Annotated in this window: 15 protein-coding genes and 1 riboswitch; of the genes, 6 read left to right on the top strand and 9 right to left on the bottom strand. The window is 68.7% G+C overall.

The genetic code is table 11. From position 1 onward, the window contains the following. Positions 1–74: 74 nt before the first annotated feature. The gene (locus tag Ari01nite_RS50805; RefSeq protein ID WP_275410820.1) at positions 75–200 is read left to right on the top strand and encodes a hypothetical protein; all 126 of its coding nucleotides are present in this window, start codon (positions 75–77) and stop codon (positions 198–200) included. A 323-nt stretch (positions 201–523) separates the two neighbouring features. Continuing rightward, positions 524–602, top strand: a riboswitch (cyclic di-GMP riboswitch). 15 nt (positions 603–617) lie between these two features. Next, positions 618–4,046, top strand: coding sequence for a Calx-beta domain-containing protein (locus tag Ari01nite_RS03190; protein WP_203779025.1), 3,429 nt, complete (start codon positions 618–620; stop codon positions 4,044–4,046). A gap of 65 nt (positions 4,047–4,111) precedes the next feature. Here the strand turns inward: Ari01nite_RS03190 and Ari01nite_RS03185 are convergent, their stop codons facing one another. Genes Ari01nite_RS03185 through Ari01nite_RS03170 form a run of 4 tightly spaced genes read right to left on the bottom strand, consistent with a single transcriptional unit; the run spans position 4,112 to position 8,192 of the window. Then, positions 4,112–4,693, bottom strand: coding sequence for an arsenate reductase/protein-tyrosine-phosphatase family protein (locus tag Ari01nite_RS03185; protein WP_203779023.1), 582 nt, complete (start codon positions 4,691–4,693; stop codon positions 4,112–4,114). Positions 4,694–4,730: 37 nt separating this feature from the next. After that, positions 4,731–6,152 carry a tyrosine-protein kinase domain-containing protein gene (locus tag Ari01nite_RS03180; RefSeq protein ID WP_203779022.1) on the bottom strand — a complete coding sequence of 474 codons (1,422 nt, stop codon included), beginning with the start codon at positions 6,150–6,152 and terminating at the stop codon, positions 4,731–4,733. Between the two features lie 28 nt (positions 6,153–6,180). After that, complete coding sequence (locus tag Ari01nite_RS03175) at positions 6,181–7,194, bottom strand: glycosyltransferase family 4 protein (RefSeq protein ID WP_203779015.1); 1,014 nt, start codon at positions 7,192–7,194, stop codon at positions 6,181–6,183. Further along, positions 7,191–8,192, bottom strand: a complete 1,002-nt coding sequence (locus tag Ari01nite_RS03170) for an NAD-dependent epimerase/dehydratase family protein (protein WP_203779013.1) — start codon at positions 8,190–8,192, stop codon at positions 7,191–7,193. Before Ari01nite_RS03170 ends, Ari01nite_RS03175 begins: the two co-directional genes overlap by 4 nt. A 143-nt stretch (positions 8,193–8,335) precedes the next feature. Here Ari01nite_RS03170 and Ari01nite_RS03165 point away from each other — a divergent pair, with 143 nt between their 5' ends. Both Ari01nite_RS03165 and Ari01nite_RS03160 read left to right on the top strand, forming a co-directional pair. Continuing rightward, entirely contained in the window at positions 8,336–9,721 is a 1,386-nt protein-coding gene (locus Ari01nite_RS03165; protein ID WP_239162434.1) for an O-antigen ligase family protein, read from the top strand. Next, positions 9,613–10,437 (top strand): class I SAM-dependent methyltransferase, encoded by an 825-nt coding sequence (locus tag Ari01nite_RS03160; RefSeq protein WP_203779009.1) that lies wholly within the window; start codon positions 9,613–9,615, stop codon positions 10,435–10,437. The genes Ari01nite_RS03165 and Ari01nite_RS03160 overlap by 109 nt, the downstream gene beginning before the upstream one ends. Positions 10,438–10,441: 4 nt before the next feature. Here the strand turns inward: Ari01nite_RS03160 and Ari01nite_RS03155 are convergent, their stop codons facing one another. The 4 genes from Ari01nite_RS03155 to Ari01nite_RS03140 are packed head-to-tail and all read right to left on the bottom strand — an operon-like array spanning position 10,442 to position 15,808. Then, positions 10,442–11,359, bottom strand: a complete 918-nt coding sequence (locus Ari01nite_RS03155) for an FkbM family methyltransferase (RefSeq protein ID WP_203779007.1) — start codon at positions 11,357–11,359, stop codon at positions 10,442–10,444. Continuing rightward, positions 11,356–12,759 (bottom strand): lipopolysaccharide biosynthesis protein, encoded by a 1,404-nt coding sequence (locus tag Ari01nite_RS03150; protein ID WP_203779005.1) that lies wholly within the window; start codon positions 12,757–12,759, stop codon positions 11,356–11,358. The genes Ari01nite_RS03155 and Ari01nite_RS03150 overlap by 4 nt, the downstream gene beginning before the upstream one ends. After that, the gene (asnB, locus tag Ari01nite_RS03145; protein WP_203779003.1) at positions 12,750–14,615 is read right to left on the bottom strand and encodes an asparagine synthase (glutamine-hydrolyzing); all 1,866 of its coding nucleotides are present in this window, start codon (positions 14,613–14,615) and stop codon (positions 12,750–12,752) included. Before asnB ends, Ari01nite_RS03150 begins: the two co-directional genes overlap by 10 nt. 5 nt (positions 14,616–14,620) lie before the next feature. Continuing rightward, entirely contained in the window at positions 14,621–15,808 is a 1,188-nt protein-coding gene (locus tag Ari01nite_RS03140) for a glycosyltransferase (protein WP_203779001.1), read from the bottom strand. An 81-nt stretch (positions 15,809–15,889) separates the two neighbouring features. Here Ari01nite_RS03140 and Ari01nite_RS03135 point away from each other — a divergent pair, with 81 nt between their 5' ends. Then, positions 15,890–17,086 carry a glycosyltransferase gene (locus tag Ari01nite_RS03135; RefSeq protein WP_203778999.1) on the top strand — a complete coding sequence of 399 codons (1,197 nt, stop codon included), beginning with the start codon at positions 15,890–15,892 and terminating at the stop codon, positions 17,084–17,086. Then, complete coding sequence (locus Ari01nite_RS03130; RefSeq protein WP_203778997.1) at positions 17,083–18,063, top strand: NAD-dependent epimerase/dehydratase family protein; 981 nt, start codon at positions 17,083–17,085, stop codon at positions 18,061–18,063. The genes Ari01nite_RS03135 and Ari01nite_RS03130 overlap by 4 nt, the downstream gene beginning before the upstream one ends. Here the strand turns inward: Ari01nite_RS03130 and Ari01nite_RS03125 are convergent. Beyond that, positions 18,020–19,810 (bottom strand): DUF4012 domain-containing protein, encoded by a 1,791-nt coding sequence (locus tag Ari01nite_RS03125; RefSeq protein ID WP_203778995.1) that lies wholly within the window; start codon positions 19,808–19,810, stop codon positions 18,020–18,022. The two genes, Ari01nite_RS03130 and Ari01nite_RS03125, sit on opposite strands and share 44 nt — an antisense overlap. Positions 19,811–19,924 lie beyond the last annotated feature (114 nt).

Genomic DNA, 19,924 nt, shown 5'->3' with positions numbered 1-19,924 from the left:
ATGTCCGGTTCCGTGGCCCCTTCCTGGCTGCCCCGTTCGGAGTCGGCCCGGCGGTCCGCGACTATCCGCGGGGCGTGGATGGGGCGGGGGATACCGGCTCGGGGCCGTTGCTGCTCGGCGTCAGCCTGTCCGCGACGGTGGTGACCTTGGGCGAGGGGTGGTGGCTGGGGCTCGCGGCGCTGCGCCGGCGGCGTTCCTAGGCGATATTTGCATTGGCGATCGGGTTCGTCCTGGATCTAGCCTAATTAACTGAATGTCCGATTCAGAAACGGACATCCAGTCTTTTAGCGCGCGTCGGCGGCCTATTGTGATTTGTATTGCTTGACAGTGCTTTACCAGGCGTTTTGCGCTTGTGACGGGTCGTGTTATGACGATTTCTTCCTAAAAAAGCGATCCGCCGGTAAGGGGGCTATAAGCCGGTTAGATTACGAAAGCGCGAACAGGTCGGATCTCGTTATCCGCCTTGTTCGGCGCAGTCAAACCGGTTCTGCCGGCACACCTCCGAGCCGCCCCGCTGGTGCGGTACCCGAACAGGCAAACCCGTCGTGAGGCGGGGGCGCAAAGCCAGGGGCCTCCCTGCCGGAGGCAGCCCAGCCGCCGAAGGAGTAAGGAAGAGAATGCGTTATCGACCAATCCAAGCGGCCCTGCGGGAGCGGGTGCCGATCGCCCTCTGGGGCCACATGCGGTTCAAGAAAGCGCTGGCGGTTCTCACCGCTTCGGCGGTCGGCCTCGTCCCCGCGGTCATGGTCGCCTCGCCCGCACAGGCCGTCAATGCGTCCAACATCAACAACCTGACCATTGCCGATGCCGGTAACTGGGAGGGTGGCGCGGTCACCTTCAAGGTCACGTATACCGGAACCGCCCCGGGTGACTTCACCTTCACCACTGGGGCATCCAGTCCGCTCTCTGCCGTGGGGAATGCCACGCCGGTCAACGGCACCCACGACTACGACAGCGACTCGATGTCGCCTGCCTCGATCACGTTCCCCGGCACCGCGTCCGGTCAGAACAACACGCTGACCGTCTCGGTCGCCACCGAGGCCGACGCCGAGACGGACGACGAGACGTTCCAGCTCATCGCGGCCGACACGAACGGCTGGACGAAGTCCGCTACCGGCACTATCTGGGCAACCACCACGTACCCCACCTACACGCTGAAGGCGCCGGCCACGGCTGCCGAGACGGCTACCGCGGGTGTGCAGAAGACGGTCCGGGTCACCGCTACGCTGAGCACCACGGTGGGTCATCCGGTGACGATCCCGGTGTCGGCGGTCCCCGGCGGCGTGACTGCGGTCACTCCCGATCTGGTCGCGAACTCCAATAAGGGCGAGTTCCGGGACTTCAACGCCCTGCCGGCCGGTACGGTGATCACCATCCCGGCGTACGCGTACTCCGGCTACGTCGACGTCACGCTCAACGACGATGTCGTCGATGAGCCGGCCACGCAGTATTTCAGCGTGGTGCCGGCCACGAGTGCGTTGTACGGTCCCCAGCCTTTCGACGTCGGAAGCAACGGCGCGGCCATCGCGGATCAGACGCCGGAGATCGGGATCACCGATGACGACGCGGAGCCGACGGTCAGCATCGGGGAGCCGACGGACAAGGCGACGGAAGGCGAATACCTCGCCTTCCCGGTCAAGCTGTCAGCAGCTTCGGAATCGGCGGTGACCGTCACGGCGACCGCCGGCGACGGTGTCAACCGTTCGGACTCCCTCGCGGCCGACACCGACGACTACACCGCGCCCGCCAGCGTGACCATTCCGCAGTACACCCTCACCGGTTACGCGTCCTCCTTGATCAAGTTGGACTCGGACTTCGAGGGCCCGGAGAACATGAAGGTAACCCTCAGTTCTCCTAGCGGTGCCACGCTCGGCACGCCGGTCACGGCCTACGGGATCATCACCGATGACGACAACGGTCCTGGGGCCACCCTGAGCACCACGGGTAAAGAGGGCGACAACCTCGGTGGCGCGCATGCCGGCGTCGGCTTCAACGAGGGCATCAGCGGCGACGTCGCCCGCAAGATCGGCGTGACGCTCGCCGGTGGTGGCGGCGCTCCCTGGCCGGTCCCGGTCAAGCTGGACTATGCGTTCAAGGACGTCACCGCCACGAACGGCGTCGACTACAAGGGCACCGCGGGCAGCATCCTGGTCCCGGCCGGCACCACGCCGGGCACCCTGGAGATCCCGGTGACGATCGTCGGTGACACGACCAAGGAAGGCACCAGCGAGAGCTTCCAGGTCGTGGTCACCAGCTCCACCGGCACGGTCGTCGCGGCTAACACGTCGATCTACATCGTCGAAGGTACTGATGACGCGAAGCCGACCTGGTCGGTGGGCAACGCTTCGGTCGACGAGGGTGCGACTGGGGTCGTCACGGCGAAGGTTCCGGTCACTCTGTCCGCGCCGTCCAGCACGGACACCGTGTTCAACCCGGGCATCACCGACGGCACCGCGACGGACCTCGGCGAGAACAAGGGCGCGACGGCCGGCGCGAACGACTACGACCTGCCCACCGCCACCACGATGACGATCAAAGCCGGCCAGACGACCGGATACATCGAGATTCCGGTCAACTCGGACACGGTGTACGAGGCGGACGAGACCATCATCGTCGAGCCGACGACCGCCAGCACCGACGTCGAGGCCACGGCCGCGGCCGGAACGCTGCACCGGGCCGCGGTGACCATCACGAACGATGACGCCAAGCCGACGGTCAAGTTCAACAACCTGACCGCCAACGAGGGCAGCCTCCTTCGGGTGAACGCCACCATCGAAGGTGTGGCGCAGGCCGCGTACACGCTCGCCTTCACGGTCGAGGGTGCCGCTCCCGACGCCGCCACTGCCGGTAAGGACTTCGACGTGCCGGCCAAGGTGGCTTCCACCACCGTGCCCGTCACCCGGGGCACCACCGGTGACGTCGCGCTGATCGGTAACCCGGCGCTGTTCCCGGTCGACATCTACCTGACGCCGGACACCATCGACGAGGCGACCGAGACGTTCACGATCACGGCCAAGGAGGTCGCTCCGGCGCTCGCTGGGTTCGCCACCTCGGTCGGCACGTACAAGATCACGGACGACCCGTCCGACGTGCCGCCGGCTGCCTCGATCCGCGATGAGACGATCAAGGAGGACGAGGGTTCCGTCGACGTCCACGTCGATCTCACGCACGTGGGTGACACGACCGAGACGCAGCAGAAAATCACGATCCCGTACTACACGGTGAACGGCAGCGCGAAGGCCGGCTCGGACTACGCCGAGACCAAGGGCACGCTGACCATCGAGCCTGGGACGATGAGCACCTTCATCAAGGTGCCGATCATCAACGACAAGCTCGGCGAGAGCAACGAGAACTTCTACGTCAAGCTCGGTACGCCGACGTCGCCCTACGGTGCGACCGTCGCCAAGGGCACCGGCGAGGTTGTCATCCTCGCCAACGACGGCGGCAGCGGCGGCGACCCGGGCCCGGGTGACCCGGGCGACCCCGGTGACCCCGGTGACCCGGGCGACCCCGGCGCTCCGTCGATCAGCGCTCCGGCCAAGGTGAGCGGCGCGGTTGCCGTCCCGATCAGCGGTGAGGTTGCCGCTGGTGCCTCGGTCGAGCTGTGGGGTGCGCCGATCGGTGGTGGTGACCTGAAGTACATCACCATGACCACGGCGGACGACAAGGGCCAGTACTCGTTCTCGCGGTGGATCGGTACCGGTTACCGGTTCGCCACCCAGGCCAACGACCTGAACTCGGAAGAGGTCCGGGTCCTGGTCCAGCAGGTGCCGGTGTTCGTGGCCAGCTCGCCCTCGCGGGGCAAGCTCAGCCTGGCCGTGCAGGGCAACCCGCGCGCGGCCGGCCAGACGGTCATCGTGCAGCGCTGGGTCGGCGGCAAGTGGGTCAACGCGTGGCGCGGTACCACGGGTAGCAACAACCTGTGGAAGGCCACCGTCAACTCGCCCAGCCGCTCGACGCAGTCCCTGCGGGCGTTCGTCGCCGGCCACACGCCGGACGGCCTGCTCCCCGGCTACAGCGCCACCAAGCGCGTAGTCATCAAGTAAGCACCACCTGACCGAACGAAGGCGGGGGCGGCCAATTGGCCGCCCCCGCCGCCTTGCGTACTGCCTCATGCCCTCGGCTGATCCTCCAGCCGCAGTGCGTCGCCTGCGGTGAACAACGCCGACATGCTGCAGCGCACGGCGTCCGCGATCACGCCCGCGCACACCTGCAAGGCAGCACGGGTGCGGCGTGGGTCGGCGATGTCGTCGCCGTCGTAGGCGCCGGCCGCCAGGCGCCAACGGAGGCCCAGCACTGTCGACACCACGGCCCGCGGCTGGAACAACGGCGATGATTCTGGCGGCGGAAGGTGAACCGACAGCCGGGCGAACTCCCGCAGCGTGAAGGTGCGGTTCAAGGCGGCCGGCATCATGCTCAGCACGTCGTCCCGTTCGGTTACCGTCGCGGTCAGGATCACGTCGGCGGCGGTGATGAGAGCGGGGGTCAGCCGCCGGGCGGCTGACTGGTCCGTCGTCGCACCCAGTGCCCTCAGCGCGGCAGCGGTGTGCGGGTGCATCGGCGCGTTGGGCCGGGCCCGAGTGCCCGCACTCGAGACCTGCACGAGGTGGGCCTGCCGGCCGAGCCGCTTCTGAACCTCCAGCCGGGTGAGGCGTTCAGCCAGCACCGAGCGGCAGATGTTGCCGACGCACACGTGCAAAATGGAAAACGGTCGATGGTCGTTCATCCGCTCAGCGGCTCTCCACCGGCTGCGGTGTTCCCGGCCGGACGAGCGTGTCGATGGTCGCTGGATCGCCGTCGTGCTGGACGGTGTACGGATCGTAGTAATACGATTCGCGCCCCCGCCGCGGCGCGCGGTTCAGCACGGTCCCGAGGACATCAATTTCTGCTTTGCGTAGGGCCGCCGCCGTCTGAGCCAGTTGCTCACGCTGGGTCCGGCCGTAGCGCACCACCAGAATCGCGCCGTCGCAGGCGGGAGCGATGGCCAGCGCGTCGGCGACCGGCAGTGTCGGCGGCGCGTCAACGATGATCGCGTCGTACTCGTCTCGCAGGTCTTCCAGCAATTTGTGCATGTGTTGGGAGCCGAGCATCTCGGTCGGGTTCGGTGGAATGGCTCCGCTCGCGAGTACCCAGAATGGGGTCAGTCCCCAGGACTGCACGGCAGCCGAGTAGCTCGACTTGCCCAGCAGGACGCTTGTCAGCCCCGCCCCGCTGGGCAGACCGAGGTATCGGGCGGCGCGCGGACGGCGCAGATCGGCGTCGATCAGCAGCACCCGCCGGCCCGTCTCGGCCAGGCTGAGGGCAAGGTTGCACGCGGTGACCGACTTTCCCTCGGCCGGCACGCTGCTCGTCACGAGCAGTACCTTGTGCGCCCGGTCGACGTCCACGAATTGGAGGCTGGTGCGAATCTTGCGGTACGCCTCCGCACGAGGGCCGTGGGTCTGCTGGCCGCTGATGATCGGGTTCCGGCTCGCGCTCGCGTCATACGGCACGGCGCCCAGGGCGGGTTCGCCGGACGCCTCCGCGATTTCCTCCAGCGACTTGACGGTGCTGTCGAGAGAACGGCGTGCGGTGGCCAGGAGGATTCCCAGAAGGAGCCCGACCGCCAGCGCCAAGGCCGCATTTCGCGTCGGCCGAGGTGACACCGGCGCCGTCGGAACCTTGGCGGCGCTGACACCGGCCAGCCGAACCGGGGACCGCTGGCCGTTCGGCAGACTCTCCAAACTCGGGATCAGGTGCATGAGTTCGGCGGCGGCCGTGTCGGCGATCCGGGCGGCAAGGTCGGGTGAGGGGTCGGATGCGGTCAGTACGATCAGCACCGTGTCCGGTACCGCCTCGGCGGTCACCGCCCCGGCCATCTGTTCCGCGGTCATCGGCAGCTGCAGGCGGTCAACGACGCGTTGCAGCACGCGGTGATCGTGGAGCAGGTGGGTGTACGACTTCACCTTCTGCTGTGACAGCAGGCTGGCCTGGTATGCCTTGGTGGCGTCGCTGGCGTCGGTCCACGTCGACACGAACAACGTGGTCTGAGCGGCGTACTGGGGTGTCTGTCGCCAGGTCAGGAAGCCGCCGCCGGCGACGGCGAGCACGGTGACGACCAGGATCAGAATCCATTCGTCACGTAACAGGCGGACGACGGTGCGCAGTTCCACTGCGGCCTCTCCTTGGCTTCGGTGGCGGTCATGAAGGGCTGGGCTCGCGGATCCGAACCGTCAACAGCAGCGAGACTGCTGTCGCCACGCCGAGCAATCCGAGCCCGAATGCCGGCCACCCGGGGATCACACCGGCGGCCACGAGCATGCCCAGCGCGGTTGAAGCGGTGGTTCCCAAGAACAGGACCACCGCGACTCGTCCGCAGCTGAGACCCAGCCGGCGCAAGCGGTGCGACACGTGATCCGTGCCGCCGATGTGCCACGGCCGGCCACCGCGACGGCGGTCGATCACCACGAGCAGGGTGTCCACGATCGCGACAAACGAGACGAGCAGAAGCACCGCGTAGGAGTCGCCGCGGCCGGAGGGAACGCAGAGCAGCGCGGCGGTGGCGAGCATGAACCCGATGAACAAGGACCCCGCGTCGCCCATGAAGATGCGTGCCGGCGGCCGGTTGTGCGCGAGAAAACCGACGCAGCCGCCGGCGAGACACAGCAGGAGCAGCGCGACCGGACCCTTGCCGGCGACCAGCGCTGCGATGCCCATGACGGCGGCCGTGGCTGCGCCGACCGCGGCCGCGGCCGCATCCATGTTGTCGAGCAGGTTGAACGAGTTGGTCATCACGACGATCCAGGCAACCGTCATCATCGTGTCCAGCCACGGAACTCCGAACACCGTCACTGGCTGCGTGGTGAGCGTGACCGCGGTGGCCGCCAGCGCCTCCGCGGCGAGCCGGGTTCGCTTGGACAGGTTGACGACATCGTCAGTCAGGCCCAGCCCGGCGACGAATAGGCCGGCGACCACGATCGTGACGACCTGAGCGCTCCACGGCCAGGCGAGGAGGGCGACCGGCAGCAGGCATCCCAGAACCAAGGGCACGCCACCGAGATACGGCGTCGGCCGCTGGTGGGCCTTGTGCGGCATCGGCCGGTCGGTAAGATCCAGGCGCAGCGCCACGCGTCGGACCGGTCCGGTAATGACCAGCACGAGGACGGTCGCGAGGCAGGTGCCCGCGGGGAGCACCAACCCGGCCGGCAGGCTCACGGCGCCACCAGTTCACCAGACCTGAGCGCCTCACTCCGGGCTTCCTCGATTGTCTGCCGCAGAACGTCGTGCAGGGTGTATCGCGGAGCCCAGCCAGTCAGTTCGCGGAGTTTCCGGGTATCGGGGACCCGGCGATCCATGTCCTCGAAGCCGGCGCCGTACGCCTGCTCGTACGGAATGAGCCGGATCTCTGCCCGGCTGCCGGACCGCTCGATGATCAACTCGGCCAGTGCGCCGATACTGATCTCCTCGGATGAGCCGATGTTGAAGGTCTCGCCCACGGCGCGGACGTCGTCGAGCAGGGCCAGCAGCGCGTCCACCACATCCAGGACGTGTGCGAAGCACCGCGTCTGCCGGCCGTGGCCGAAGACGGTCAAGGGCTCGTCGGCCACGGCCTGGCGGACGAGCCGGGGGATGACCATGCCGTAGGCCGGGCTTTGCCGCGGGCCGACGGTGTTGAACATGCGGACCACGATTGTCGGAAGGCCGCGCTCCCGGTGGTAGGCGTTCGCCAGGATCTCGTCGACCGCCTTGGCGGTGCTGTATGCCCAGCGCACCACCGCAGGGCTGCCGAGGATCCGATCGGCGCCCTCGTCGAGCGGGCCGCTGGAATTCCGGCCGTAGATCTCCGAGCTGCTGGCCAGCAGGATCTTCCGCCGGTACCGGTGTGCCGCCGCCATGACGATCTCCGAACCCCGGATGTTGGTCGTCAGCGACTTCAGCGGCTGTTCGACGACACGCTTGACCCCGACTGCAGCGGCGAGGTGCACGACGGTGTCGCACTGGTGGACGAGGTCATCGATGACCAGTTCGTCGAGCACCGAGCCCTGCACGAAGCGGAACTCCGGATTTCTGCGTGCTCGGTCCAGATTGGACAGCCGTCCGGTCGACAGGTCATCCAGCGCGACGACGCGGGCGCCGGCCTCCAAGAGGGCGTCGACGAGGTGCGAGCCGATGAATCCGGCTCCGCCCGTGACCAGATATGCACCGCTCGGCATGCCTCTCCCTACGTCATCGATCAGATCGGCACGTTACCGATGAAGCGTGCTTCATGGGCTCATTCCGTTAATCACGCACTAAACGGACGTAGACGGGATATTTTTACCTTCGTGGTAGGCCGGGCGACGAGAAGGCGGTGACGATGGTCCTCGACCACCGCGCGCGCCTCGCCGCGAACCCCATCGGGCGACGGTCGATCCTCCTGGTCGTGCTGGGCGTCGCCGGGGCGCCCGCGCTCCTCTATGTCGCCATCGAGAGCCGGGTCGGCTTCGACGAACTGATGCTGCTGGCGGCCGGTGGGCTCGGACTCCTCGTCCCCCCGCACCGGCTCGTCGCCGCGATGGCACCGGCTTGGCTGCTCGCGCCGTTGGCGGCAGAGGCCTTCGTGATCGCCTGCGGCGCGACGATGGCGCTGGGTATCGGTCTGTTGCTGCGTTTCGTCGGCGGTGCGCTGCAATTGCGTCGTGCCGTTGGCTGGCTTGCCCTGTTCGCCGCCGCGCTGAGCGTCAGCCTGCTCTACCCGGTCACCGCGGGATCGACACCGCTGTCACCCTGGCACGATCTGGCCGGCGTGCTGATCGGGCTGGCGGTGGCCGCGTCGGCCCTGTCGGCGCCGCCGGATCCGGCGGTCATGGCCAAGACGATCGCGGTCGCCGGCGCGGTCGTGGCCGGCATCATCCTGGCCGGTGGGGCGCTCGCCGCGGGCCGTCTGGTCGGTGCCAGCCTGAATGCCAATTACCTCGGGATGCTGCTCGCGCTGCCCTGCATCGCCGCCATCGGGCTCGCCTGGCATGCCCGTCAACCGGCATGGCTCATCGCTGCGGCGCCCGGCGCGGTAGCGCTCGTGCAGACCCAGTCCCGGGGCGCACTGGTTGCCATCGCCGCCGGAGCCGGTTATCTCATGCTCAGCAAGCGCTCCTGGCCCCAGCGGGCGCTCGTGATCGCGGCGGGAGCCCTGCTGGCGGTGCTGTTCGGCGACGTCCTGATGGAGTTGCTGCTCGGCGGCCGGTCCACCACCGAACTGGATGCCAACAGCACGATCCGCGCGGAGGTGCTGCGGCTGGCCCTGCAGGTCGCGGTCGAGCACCCGCTGCGCGGCATCGGGTATGGCATGTTTCCGCCGTACGCCGCCGCCGCGCCGGAGATGGGCATCTTCATCAACACCCACAATGAGTACGCGCGGCTCGTCTGCGAGGCGGGAATGCCGGCCAGTGCGCTCTTCGCGGTGCTCCTGGTACGGGCGATGCGTGGCGGCGGGGACGAGGCGGGGATGGTTCTGCGCGCCATCGTGGTGGTCTATGCGACCGGTCTGCTGTTCGGCAACTTCCTGTCGAACATCTTTGTCAGCGTGCCGTTCTGGCTCGCCCTCGGGTGCCTCCTCGCCGGGTGCCGCAACCGTAAGGCAGAAGGGATGCCGTCATGGTCGACAGTCGTACCGAGATCCGCGCCGGACAACGGTTCGCCTTTGGCGCGAACTGGCAGGACTTCATCGGCACCGTCGACGAGACGAAGATCAAGACAGCGATAGATTCACTCGCCCGTGCGCTGCGCAGCCCGGACCTCACCGGCCGTACGTTTCTCGACGTCGGCTGCGGGAGCGGGCTGTTCTCGCTCGCGGCACATCGCCTCGGCGCCGAGGTGCGGTCCTTCGATTTCGATGCCGAGTCGGTGGCGGCCACCGCCGAGCTGCGCGCCCGATTCGCGCCCGACGCCACTTGGCCGATCGAGCCCGGTTCGATCCTGGACGAGGAGTACGTCGCGCGACTGGGCCAACACGACATCGTCTATTCCTGGGGGGTGCTGCATCACACCGGCGATCTGTGGCGCGCGCTGGCTTTCGTCGCCGGCTTGGTGAAGCCGGGCGGGCTGCTGTTCGTGTCGGTGTACAACGACCAGGGGCTGCAGAGCCGGTTGTGGCGGCGGGTCAAGCGGAGCTACAACCTGACCGGGCGCGTGGGGCGGACAGCCATTGTCCTCCTCAGCGCCGGCTACCTGTGGCGCTGGCAGCCGCTGCTGCGGATGATCCGGTGGTTCCGGGGTGGCCAGCCGCCGCGGGCCCGAGGCATGTCCGTACGGCATGACCTGATCGACTGGGTCGGCGGCTACCCGTTCGAGGTGGCCAAGCCCGAGACCGTGTTCGACTTTCTGCGTGACCGAGGGTTCGAGCTGCAGCACCTGAAGACCTGCGCCGGCGGCCTGGGGTGCAACGAGTACGTGTTCCGGGCACCACCCCAGCTGACGTGAGGCTTCAGCCGCCCGCCGACCGGGATTCCTGGCCGGTCGTGATTCGCCCCGGGTAGACCATCGGCTCGGTGCGGAACAAGAAGTGCGGACACCGCTGCGGATGGATGAAGGTGTCGTCGATCGGCACCGGACCGTGCCCGTCGAGGTGGTAGATGTGGTGATAGCCGAAGCGGAACGTGGTGGCGCGGACCCGCAGCAGCGCCTGCTGGTCCAGGCATTCGGCGATGATGGTCGGCCGGTGCGCGGCCAGCACCTTCTCCAGGCCGGCCAGGATCTGCGACTCGAGACCTTCGACATCGACTTTGATCAGGTCCACCCGCCCGTCACCCAGCAGCTGGTCACCGGTGGTGACCTCGACCTCGATCTCGCGGGTTCCGGCACGGCCGGGGACGCGGCGCAGGGTTGCGCGCGAGGTGTCGGCGGGAATCGTCAACCTCCCCCGGCCACAGGCCCACGACAACGCCTCGGCCACGATGGTGACCCGGTTGTCGAGGCCGTTGAGTCGTACGTTGGAACGCAACTGGGCGAGGTTGGCCGGGTTCGGCTCGCAGGCGATCGCGTGCAGGTCCCGGTTGGCGACGCAGGCCAGAAGCGTGTAGATCCCGGAGTAGGCGCCGACGTCGAGGAAGACCTCGGCGTGCCGGGCCAGCTCGAACAACACCGGCTGGACGCTGGACTCCCAGTGGCGCAGCTCGGTCCACACGATGTGTCGGGCGAGCCGGTCATCGTCGAAGTCGGAGTTATAGAGGAACGGCGCTCCGTCCGGGGCCCGCAGCGTCCAGATCCCGATGGGGTGCAGTCTGAGCCACACGGCCGGCGGCAGATGCCCCCGCCGCGCCAGCTCGCGGATGGTCCGTTGGAGGCGCGGCTTGCGGCGCAGCAGGTGGTCACGGCCGGTCTTGACGAAAGTCCGCCAGTTCACCGCGGCCACGAGCCGGTGCCTTTCTCCACTGGGCGCTGCCCGGCCCGGGCGCCGGGGGCGCAGCGCGCGACCTCGTGATTCTGGCCAGGATTGGCCCACGGACTGAGCGCGGCGACCTCGGACCGCAGTCGCGCCAGGTCGCTCCGGCCGGGCAGGAGGGCGGCGATCGGTGTGCCGGTCGCCTTGGTGAACCAGGACACCTGGCATCCGGCGTACACCAGCCATCCCGCGCTCGACGCGCACGCGCACCCCACGACGCCCCAGGCCGGAATGAGGAGCAGGTTGAGCACCACGTTGATGAGCAAGGCCAGCAGGGCGATGCCGGAAACCCGCCAGGGCCGGTCGAGCCGAAGCAGATAAGGCGAGAGCGAGCGGGTTGCGCCGAGCGCCAGCAGTCCCGGAGCCAGGGCGAAGATCGCCGGGACGCTGCCACCGAAGTCGGCGCCGTAGAGCGCCGGGACAAGCCACGGTGCCGTCAGGCACAGCGCGCCTACCACGCAGGATGCCATGATCACCGAGACGCGCACACTCCGGATGGTCAGTCCGGTGGCCCTGTCCAGGCTCGCCTCCGCCTGGTCCGAGAGCACCGCCTGGGCGAGTGCGGCCGTCGCAATCTGGGTGATCTCCCCGACGCTGACCGCCAAGGTGTACAAACCCACCGGTGCACCGGGTGCGAGCCGGTGGATGATCAGGACGTCGAGCCGGGAAAGAAGGTAAAGCGCGACCACCCCGACGTGGTACCGAAGACCGGCACTGACCATGCGACAGGCCAGCCGGACATCCCCCCGGCCCAGGTGCGGCCGGAGCACCGGTACGAAGAACAGCAAGGGTACGACGCCTGCCACCACCCAGATCCAGACCACCGCTGACGTCGACAGATGACCCGAGGAAGTCCACCCCAGCAGCGCTCCACACTGCACCAGCGCGGCGACCGCGACCGCGCCGTTGACCACGTTGACCCGGTCGAGCAGCAGCACCACGGTGTTCAGATGGATGGCGGCCACCAGGAACGGCACCGTGGCCAGCGCGAGAAACAGCACCGGACGGGTGGACGGTGGTACGACGCCCGGCCACATCACCGCGATCACCAGAGCGGTCACCACCGCCGACGCGACGCCCAGCAGGGGGCCGAGCACCAGGTTGTTCGACGGGATCGCGGCGCGATCGCCCGACCAGAACGAGACGCTCGCCTGACCGATTGACACGTGACCGAGAACCGTCGCGATCGAGACGATCGTCACGATGACGTAGTAGGTTCCGCGCCCCTCCGGATTCAACGCCCGGGAGATGACCACCCCGGTCACTGCGCCAAGGACCAGGCGGATGCCGTACGCGCCGATGGCGTTGCGGACCTTTTCCGCCCGGGTGCCCGCCGGCGGGCGGCGCGGACTCAGATCCACGCGTCCGCGGTGGTCGCCGCCGGGACCTCGACGTGCGAACGGTGCCATTGCTCGAACTGGATCAGTGCCCAGAGCTGCCGGCTCCGGTCGAGGCCGGATTCGTGCTCGCGGAGCAGTCCCGACACGACATCGGGCCGGAAGAGGCCGCGGCTACGCGCGGTGTGGTCGGTGAGCAGGTCGTACGCGTGGTCCCGGAGGGCGCCGCGGAGCCAGGAGGCCATCGGCACGCCGAACCCCATCTTCGGCCGATTCACCACCTCGGCCGGTAGCCAGTCCACGACGGCCTGTTTCAGGATGCGCTTGGTGTCCGCGGACGTCACCTTCATGCGGGTCGGCAGACCGGCCGCCCACTCCAGGAGATGGTGGTCGAGAAATGGCGACCTCGCCTCCAGCGAGTTCGCCATCGTGGTGATGTCCACCTTGGGGAGCAGGTCGCCTGGCAGGTAGGTGTTCACATCGGTGTCGATGGCACGGCCGACGTCGCTGTCCGCGGCCGACGCGGCCCAGGTCTCGTCGAAGAGACGGTAGCTGTCGACGTCCTCCAGCTCGTCCCGCAACGCGTCCGAGTACAGCGCGAGCTTCTGCTCCGCATCGAAATACGACATCAGTCGGCCGTACCGCCGGGCGGCTGGTTGCCCAAGCAAGGCGAAGGCTCGTCCAAGCTTGTGCGGCAGCGACCGGGTGAGTAGCGGACCCAGCCGAGCCGGTACGAGAGGGGCCAGAGCACGCACGGGTAACCCGGAGAGCCGGGCCATCACCGCGTAGCGCTGGTAGCCGCCGAAGCATTCGTCGCCCCCGTCACCGTTCAGCACCACGGTCACGTGCTGCCGGCTCAGCTGGGCCACGTAGAAGCTGGGAATCGCCGAGGAATCCGCGAACGGTTCGTCGAAATGCCACGCCAGGGTCGGAAGCACCGTCAGGGCCGACGGGGTCACCACCATCTCGTGGTGGTCGGTCCGATATCGCGCGGCCACCATGCGGGCGTAGCGCCGTTCGTCGTAGCCGCGTTCCTCGAAGCCGATGCTGAAGGTCCGCACCGGGTCGGTGCTCTGCCTCGCCATCGCCGCCACGACAGCGGACGAGTCGATCCCGCCGGAGAGGAACGCGCCGAGCGGACGCTCGCTCACCATGCGGATCCGGGTCGCCTCCAGCAGCAGCGTCCGGATTCGTTCGCAGGCTTCGCCCGCACTCTGTGCCGGCCGTGGGGTGAAGTCGAGCCGCCAGTAGCGACGCACCGAGGCGATGCCGTTCTGCCAGACGAGCAGGTGCCCCGGCGGCAGCTTCTGCACGCCCGTGTAGATGGACCACGGTGCCGGAACGTATTGATAGGTCAAGTAGTGGTGCAGAGCCTCGTGGTCGACGCGGCGAGGCCAGGCCGGGTCCTGGAGCAGTGCTTTGAGCTCGGAGGCGAACGCCAGTCCGGGCCCGGCCGAGCGCCAGTACAACGGCTTCTTGCCGACCCGGTCGCGGGCGAGCAGCAGACGGGCGCGGCCGGCGTCCCAGATCGCGAACGCGAACATGCCCCGCAACCGGTGTACCAGGTCGTCGCCGTACTCCTCATATAGGTGCACCAGGCATTCGGTGTCACTCCTGGTGGTCAGGCGATGCCCCCGCCGGATCAGGTCCGCTCGCAACTCGGGGTGGTTGTAGAGCTCGCCGTTGAACACAGCGAGCACCGTGCCGTCCTCGTTACGGACCGGCTGTTGTCCGCCGGCGACGTCGATGACGGCCAGCCGGCGCATGCCGAGGGCGACCTGCGGGCCGGTGTGGTAGCCCGCTCCGTCCGGGCCACGATGCTCGATGGCGGCGCACATGCGCCGGACGAGTCCGGGGTCGACCTCGTCGGTCGACACCATCCCGGCTATCCCGCACATCGGGCCTCCAACAGTTCCGAGTAGATGGCCAGATGCCGGTCCACCATGCCGTCAAGGTGGAGGAACTGACGGCTCCAGGCACGGGCGGCGCCGGCCAGGCGGCGCCCGTGGTCCGGGTCCCGCAAGAGGCGTTCCAACCCGGCCGCGAGGGCGGCCGAGTCGGCCGGGGGAACCAGGATCCCGCGACCCTCGAGCAACTCCGCGGTGCCGCCGACATCGGTGGCAACGACCGGCTTTCCGGCGGCCATCGCCTCCATCACGGCGTTGCTCATGCCTTCGGTGAGGGACGGCAGTACGACCACGTCCGCACGAGCAAGGAGCGCGGCGATGTCGGTGCGCGCGCCCAGGAAACGGGCGTCGAGGCGCAACGCCTCGGCCTGGTGTTGCAGGCACTCCTCTTCCGGGCCCGTGCCGATCAGCGCGAGTGTGCACGCCAGGCCGCGTTCGCCCAGGCGGGCCGCCGCTTCGAGCAGGTAGCGATGACCCTTGTAGGCCCGCAGGTTGGCCACACACATGATGACGGGAGCGGAGGTGGTGAGCTGTGCGGGTGTGGCCGGCTCGAACGACGAGCCGGCGAGCCCGTTGTACACCACCCGGATCCGGTCCCGAGCGACGCCTTCGGTGCGCACGACGTCGTCGGCCACGGCGTCCGCATTGGCGATCAGCAGATCGGTCATCCGGGTCGCGAGGCGCTCGAACGCGACGACCGCGGGGTGGAGTCCGGTCCGGAAGGTGCTCAGGCTTCGCCGGCCCGCGACGCAGACCGGGACTCTGGCCAGGCGCGCGGCCGGGACGCTCAACACGTAGCTGTGCAAGAGAAAGGCGTGCACGACGTCGGGGCGCAGCTGAAGCATCGTCCGCCTGAGCCGGTCGATTGCCAGCGGCAGCAGGGCGAGCTGCTGCCACCTGGACGCGGCCGGCCGGAGGCGAAGGTTGATCAGCGGCACGCCGCCATCCCGGAGGATCTCCTCGCGGGGGCCGCCCTCACGCAACACCACCGCCGTCGCCTCGACTCCCCGTTTCCGCAGGCCCGACGCGAGCAGGGCGAGCTGCTTCTCCGCGCCGCCGAGACCGAGCTGCCCGATGACCAGGCAGACCCGCCCGACGCGCGGGTGGGGCGGATGCGGATCAGCGGCGCCGACAGCAACGTCGGGCGACCCCTCGGCGAAGATCACGTCCAGATAATACGGGATTCGCCATATTAGACAGTACATATCCGGTTTACTTGGGATAGAGGGTCGGAGCTTGGAGGATGCGTGCCTGACGACCGGCTGCGCGTGATGCGGGTCATCGCCCGCATGAACATCGGCGGTCCGGCGGTCCAGGTTCTCGGACTCCTCCGCGGGCTCGATCCGGACCGGTACGATCAGCGGCTCTACGCCGGCCACGTGCAGGGCCACGAGGCTGATCATCACCAGTGGTCGGATTCCGGCCTGCCGACTTATCGGATCGCGGCCCTGGGCCGGCGAGTCCGGCCCCTCGACGACCTCCGGGCGCTGGCCGAGCTGGTCACCGCGGTCCGTGAGTTCCGGCCACACATCATGCACACCCACAGCGCGAAGGCCGGCGCGCTCGGCCGGCTGGCCGCAGCGATCACCGGCGTGCCGGCGCGCGTGCACACTTTCCACGGGCACCTGCTGCACGGATACTTCCCGCGGTCGGTGACCCGTCTCGTGACGACAGCCGAGCGGTGCCTGGCCGCGCGCACCGACCGGCTCGTCGCCGTCGGCAGGCAGGTCCGCGACGACCTGATCGAGGCCGGCATAGGGCGTCCGGGTCAGTTCGTCGTCGTACCGCCCGGCACCACACTGCCCGACCTGCCGGACCGGGCCGCTGCACGCGAACGGCTGGGCCTGCCCAGGGACCGGCCGGTGGTCGTGTCCGTCGGCCGAATCACCGGGATCAAACGCCCGGACCGGCTGGCGGCGGTCGCGCGTGAAGTACGCGAGCTGGTACCGGACGTCGTGTTCGCGGTCTTCGGCGAGGGCGATCGCCTGGGCGAGCTCCGGGCGGCCTCCCGCGAGCTGCCGGACACACTGCGGCTAGGGGGGTGGCGCAGTGACGTCGAGACCGTCTACGCGGCAGCCGACCTGGCGCTGCTGACTTCCGACAACGAGGGCATGCCGATGTCGTTGATCGAGGCCGGCCTGGCCGGCGTCGCCGCGGTGGCGACGCGGGTCGGCAGCGTCGCTGAGGTGATCCAGGACGGCCGGACCGGCGTCCTGGCAAGCGTCGACGTCGCTGCTCTGACCCGGTGCACGGCGGCCCTGCTGCGTGACCCCGCGCGCCGCGAGGCCATGGGCCGGGCCGCACGAGCCTATTGCGTTGAGCAGTTCAGTACCGACCGGCTGGTGGCTGACACCGACCGGCTCTACGCCGCGCTCGCTGCGGAAGGCGGTTGGTGGCCGCGACCGGTCCGGCGAGCACCAGAAGCCGAGGAGACAGAACGATGAATGTGGTGGTCACCGGTGGAGCCGGTTTCATCGGAGCGAACCTGTGCCGGGCGCTCGTCGACCAGCCCGGAATCGACCGGGTCGTTGCCTACGACAACCTCAGCACCGGCAATGCGGCCAACCTCGCCGGAGCCGGCGTCGAGCTGGTGGTCGGCGACATCCGCGACCAGGGGCCGCTGCGGGAGGTGCTGGACCGGGCCGACGCCGTGGTCCACCTGGCCGCGCGTCCCTCAGTCCCACGTTCGCTGGCCGATCCGTTCGCGAGCCATGACGCCAACGTCACCGGCACGGTCAACCTTCTGGAGGCATGCCGGCGCTCCGGTGCGCATCTCGTCGCGGCGTCGTCCTCGTCGGTTTATGGCGCCACGCCTGACCTGCCCAAGCACGAAGGTCTGGCGACCCGGCCGCTCAGTCCGTACGCCGCGAGCAAACTCGCGGCCGAGTCCTACGCGCTCGCCTACGCCGCCTCCTTCGGCCTGCCGACGCTGGTCCTGCGATTTTTCAACGTGTACGGGCCGTTCCAGTCGACCGGCCATGCTTACGCCGCGGCGATCCCGGCTTTCGTACATGCCGCGCTGAACGGGGAACCGCTGACGGTGCAGGGCGACGGCCAGCAGACCCGCGACTTCACCTTCGTCGGATCGGTCGTCGACGTGCTGACCCAGGCCGTGCTCTGCCGGGTCACCGCCGACGCGCCGGTGAACCTCGCCTTCGGTGAGAGCGTCAGCATCCGGCAGGTGATCGAGCTCATCGGTGAACTGCTCGACCGGGACCTGAATGTCCGGTACGAGCCCGCTCGACCGGGCGACGTCCGCCACTCCCACGGGGCGAACGACCGGTTGCGCAGCCTCTTTCCCGGGCTGGCGCCGATCGCGTTGGCGGAGGGACTTCGCCAGACCATCGACTGGTTCGCCGGCACCGGGCCGTATCCGGTCAGCATCGGCCGGCCGGTGGGTGCTCGATCCGCCATGGGCTGATCGTCGGGGTCGTCCAAAGCCGGGCTGCCTCTACCGTGCCCGAGTCGGCGAGCAAGGTCACCTCCAGCCGTCGGCTCGTGCCCGGTGCCAGGTCGACCGAGATGATCCCGACGGCGCGACGGCCCTCCGAACCAGCCTTGAACGGTGACCCGACGCCGTCCAGGCGCGCCTCGATCACGGACCCGCCGGTGGGGCTGAAGACGGATACGTGGGTTCGGATGGTGTATGGATCCAGCGCCGCGGCGGAATTGCGCACGTACGGACTCAGGCCCTTTGCCGGAGCCGTGGATGACAGCGTCAGCCGCAGCTTCAGCACCGAACGGCCGGCAAGCTTGCATCCGGTGTCTCCGAGCCGTGCCGCGGGCCGCAGGTAGTAGCTCATTTTTCCGCCACCACCGTCATTGAGGAACACCCCGACGGTCGGGGCCTGCGGACGGTCCTGCGGAAGCACGCCTTCCAGCACGGTGCCGGCCAGCAGGCGCTGCTCGTCGGGGCGGGCGCTCCAGGCGAGGAGACGCCGCTCACCGGCAGCGCGGGCCAGCTGGGCCAGCATGGGGCGCGCCGGGATCGGCCGCCGCGACAACGCCGCGAACGTCGCGTGCGCCACGGTGCGGAAATAGGCATCTTGCTGTGGGCGCGACCGCGAGCCGGCATAGACGTCGGACAGCAGCACGTGTACTGCGTTGTCGGCGCGCAACTCAGGTCCCCCGGGCACAACGACCGGGCCGGTCGCGCCGAGCAGATATGACAGGGCCACCGGATCGGTGGCCAGTACGCCGTCTACGGTTCGCCCGGAATGCCGGCGGTACATCTCGCGGGCCAGCCGGGCGACAGTTGGAAAGTCCGGAGTCTGGTTGATGTTGGCGGGATAGCGCCCGATCGCGGTGCCGTACAAGGCCGTCATCTCGGGGTTCAGCGCGAGGACCGGCACGTTGCTGATCGCCAGGCCGCCGGAGGCCATGCCGTCGTCGACGACGCGGATCACGCCGCGGTCCGCCTCGATCACCAGATATGCACCGGGCATGCCGCCGGTTGCGCGGACCTCGGCCGGATTCTGGAACAGGGCAAGGTAGGTTCGCGGACCGGACGCTCCCAGCATCGGGGCGATCAACTTTGCCGCCCGCAGCGCGGAGCCGATGAGCTCGACTGCTCGGCTGAGCTGCCCGTCCAACTCGGCGATCGGGGCAGCGAGCGGGCCGACCAGGTGACCTGTCGAGATAGCGCTGATCCGGTCGCGAATCCGGCGCAACGTGACTTCGGCCGCGCCCAGCTCGGAAGCCGCATCCGACAGGGCGGCCAAATCAACGACCCCACCACGGGGGGCCAGCGCCTCGATCCTTGCCGCGACGTTGACCAGCGACGGAAGCACTCCGGCGGCAAGATCGTCCAGTGCCGACGTCACGGTACGGACGGCTCGGACGTCATCCCCCACCGCCGGAGCATGGCCGCCCAGCCGCCATGCAAGATCCCCGGTACGTTCCTTGGCGGCAGCTGTCTCGCGGCGCATAGCCGTGACCGTGGTGCTGGCGGCCGCGAAGCTGCCGGCGGCAAGCTGCGATTGCAGGCCGTCGAACAGGGTTGCGGCGTGAAGCAGGTGGCCGCGGGCCTGGGCCGCCTGGCGCGCCTCCCAGCCGGCCACCGCGAACCCGCTGCCGCACAGCAACACCGACAGAATCAGGACCCGTACCACCCGTCGACGGGTCGGCGCCCGGCCGGCTTTCGCGGGGGTTGACTCCATGCTGTGCATCCCAGCCACCTCTCTCTGCTGAACGAGGTGGTTTTACCAGCTTAGGGGGAATTGAGAGTAAAAAACATGATTTACGGCGAGTGGACCCCCGGATGCCTAGATTGGGGAGGAGCA

Origin of the sequence: Paractinoplanes rishiriensis, from assembly GCF_016862375.1 — a bacterium.
Taxonomy (GTDB): domain Bacteria; phylum Actinomycetota; class Actinomycetes; order Mycobacteriales; family Micromonosporaceae; genus Actinoplanes; species Actinoplanes rishiriensis.
Note: the sequence above shows the minus strand (reverse complement) of the source record. Positions and strands in the feature narration are given on the sequence as shown.

What these genes read in the sequence shown, in the direction of transcription:
- Ari01nite_RS03190 (WP_203779025.1), top strand. Translation starts at nt 618, where the DNA reads ATGCGTTATCGACCAATCCAAGCGGCCCTGCGGGAGCGGGTGCCGATC.
- Ari01nite_RS03170 (WP_203779013.1), bottom strand. Translation starts at nt 8,192, where the DNA reads ATGCCGAGCGGTGCATATCTGGTCACGGGCGGAGCCGGATTCATCGGC.
- Ari01nite_RS03165 (WP_239162434.1), top strand. Translation starts at nt 8,336, where the DNA reads ATGGTCCTCGACCACCGCGCGCGCCTCGCCGCGAACCCCATCGGGCGA.
- Ari01nite_RS03160 (WP_203779009.1), top strand. Translation starts at nt 9,613, where the DNA reads ATGGTCGACAGTCGTACCGAGATCCGCGCCGGACAACGGTTCGCCTTT.
- asnB (WP_203779003.1), bottom strand. Translation starts at nt 14,615, where the DNA reads ATGGTGTCGACCGACGAGGTCGACCCCGGACTCGTCCGGCGCATGTGC.
- Ari01nite_RS03130 (WP_203778997.1), top strand. Translation starts at nt 17,083, where the DNA reads ATGAATGTGGTGGTCACCGGTGGAGCCGGTTTCATCGGAGCGAACCTG.
- Ari01nite_RS03125 (WP_203778995.1), bottom strand. Translation starts at nt 19,810, where the DNA reads ATGCACAGCATGGAGTCAACCCCCGCGAAAGCCGGCCGGGCGCCGACC.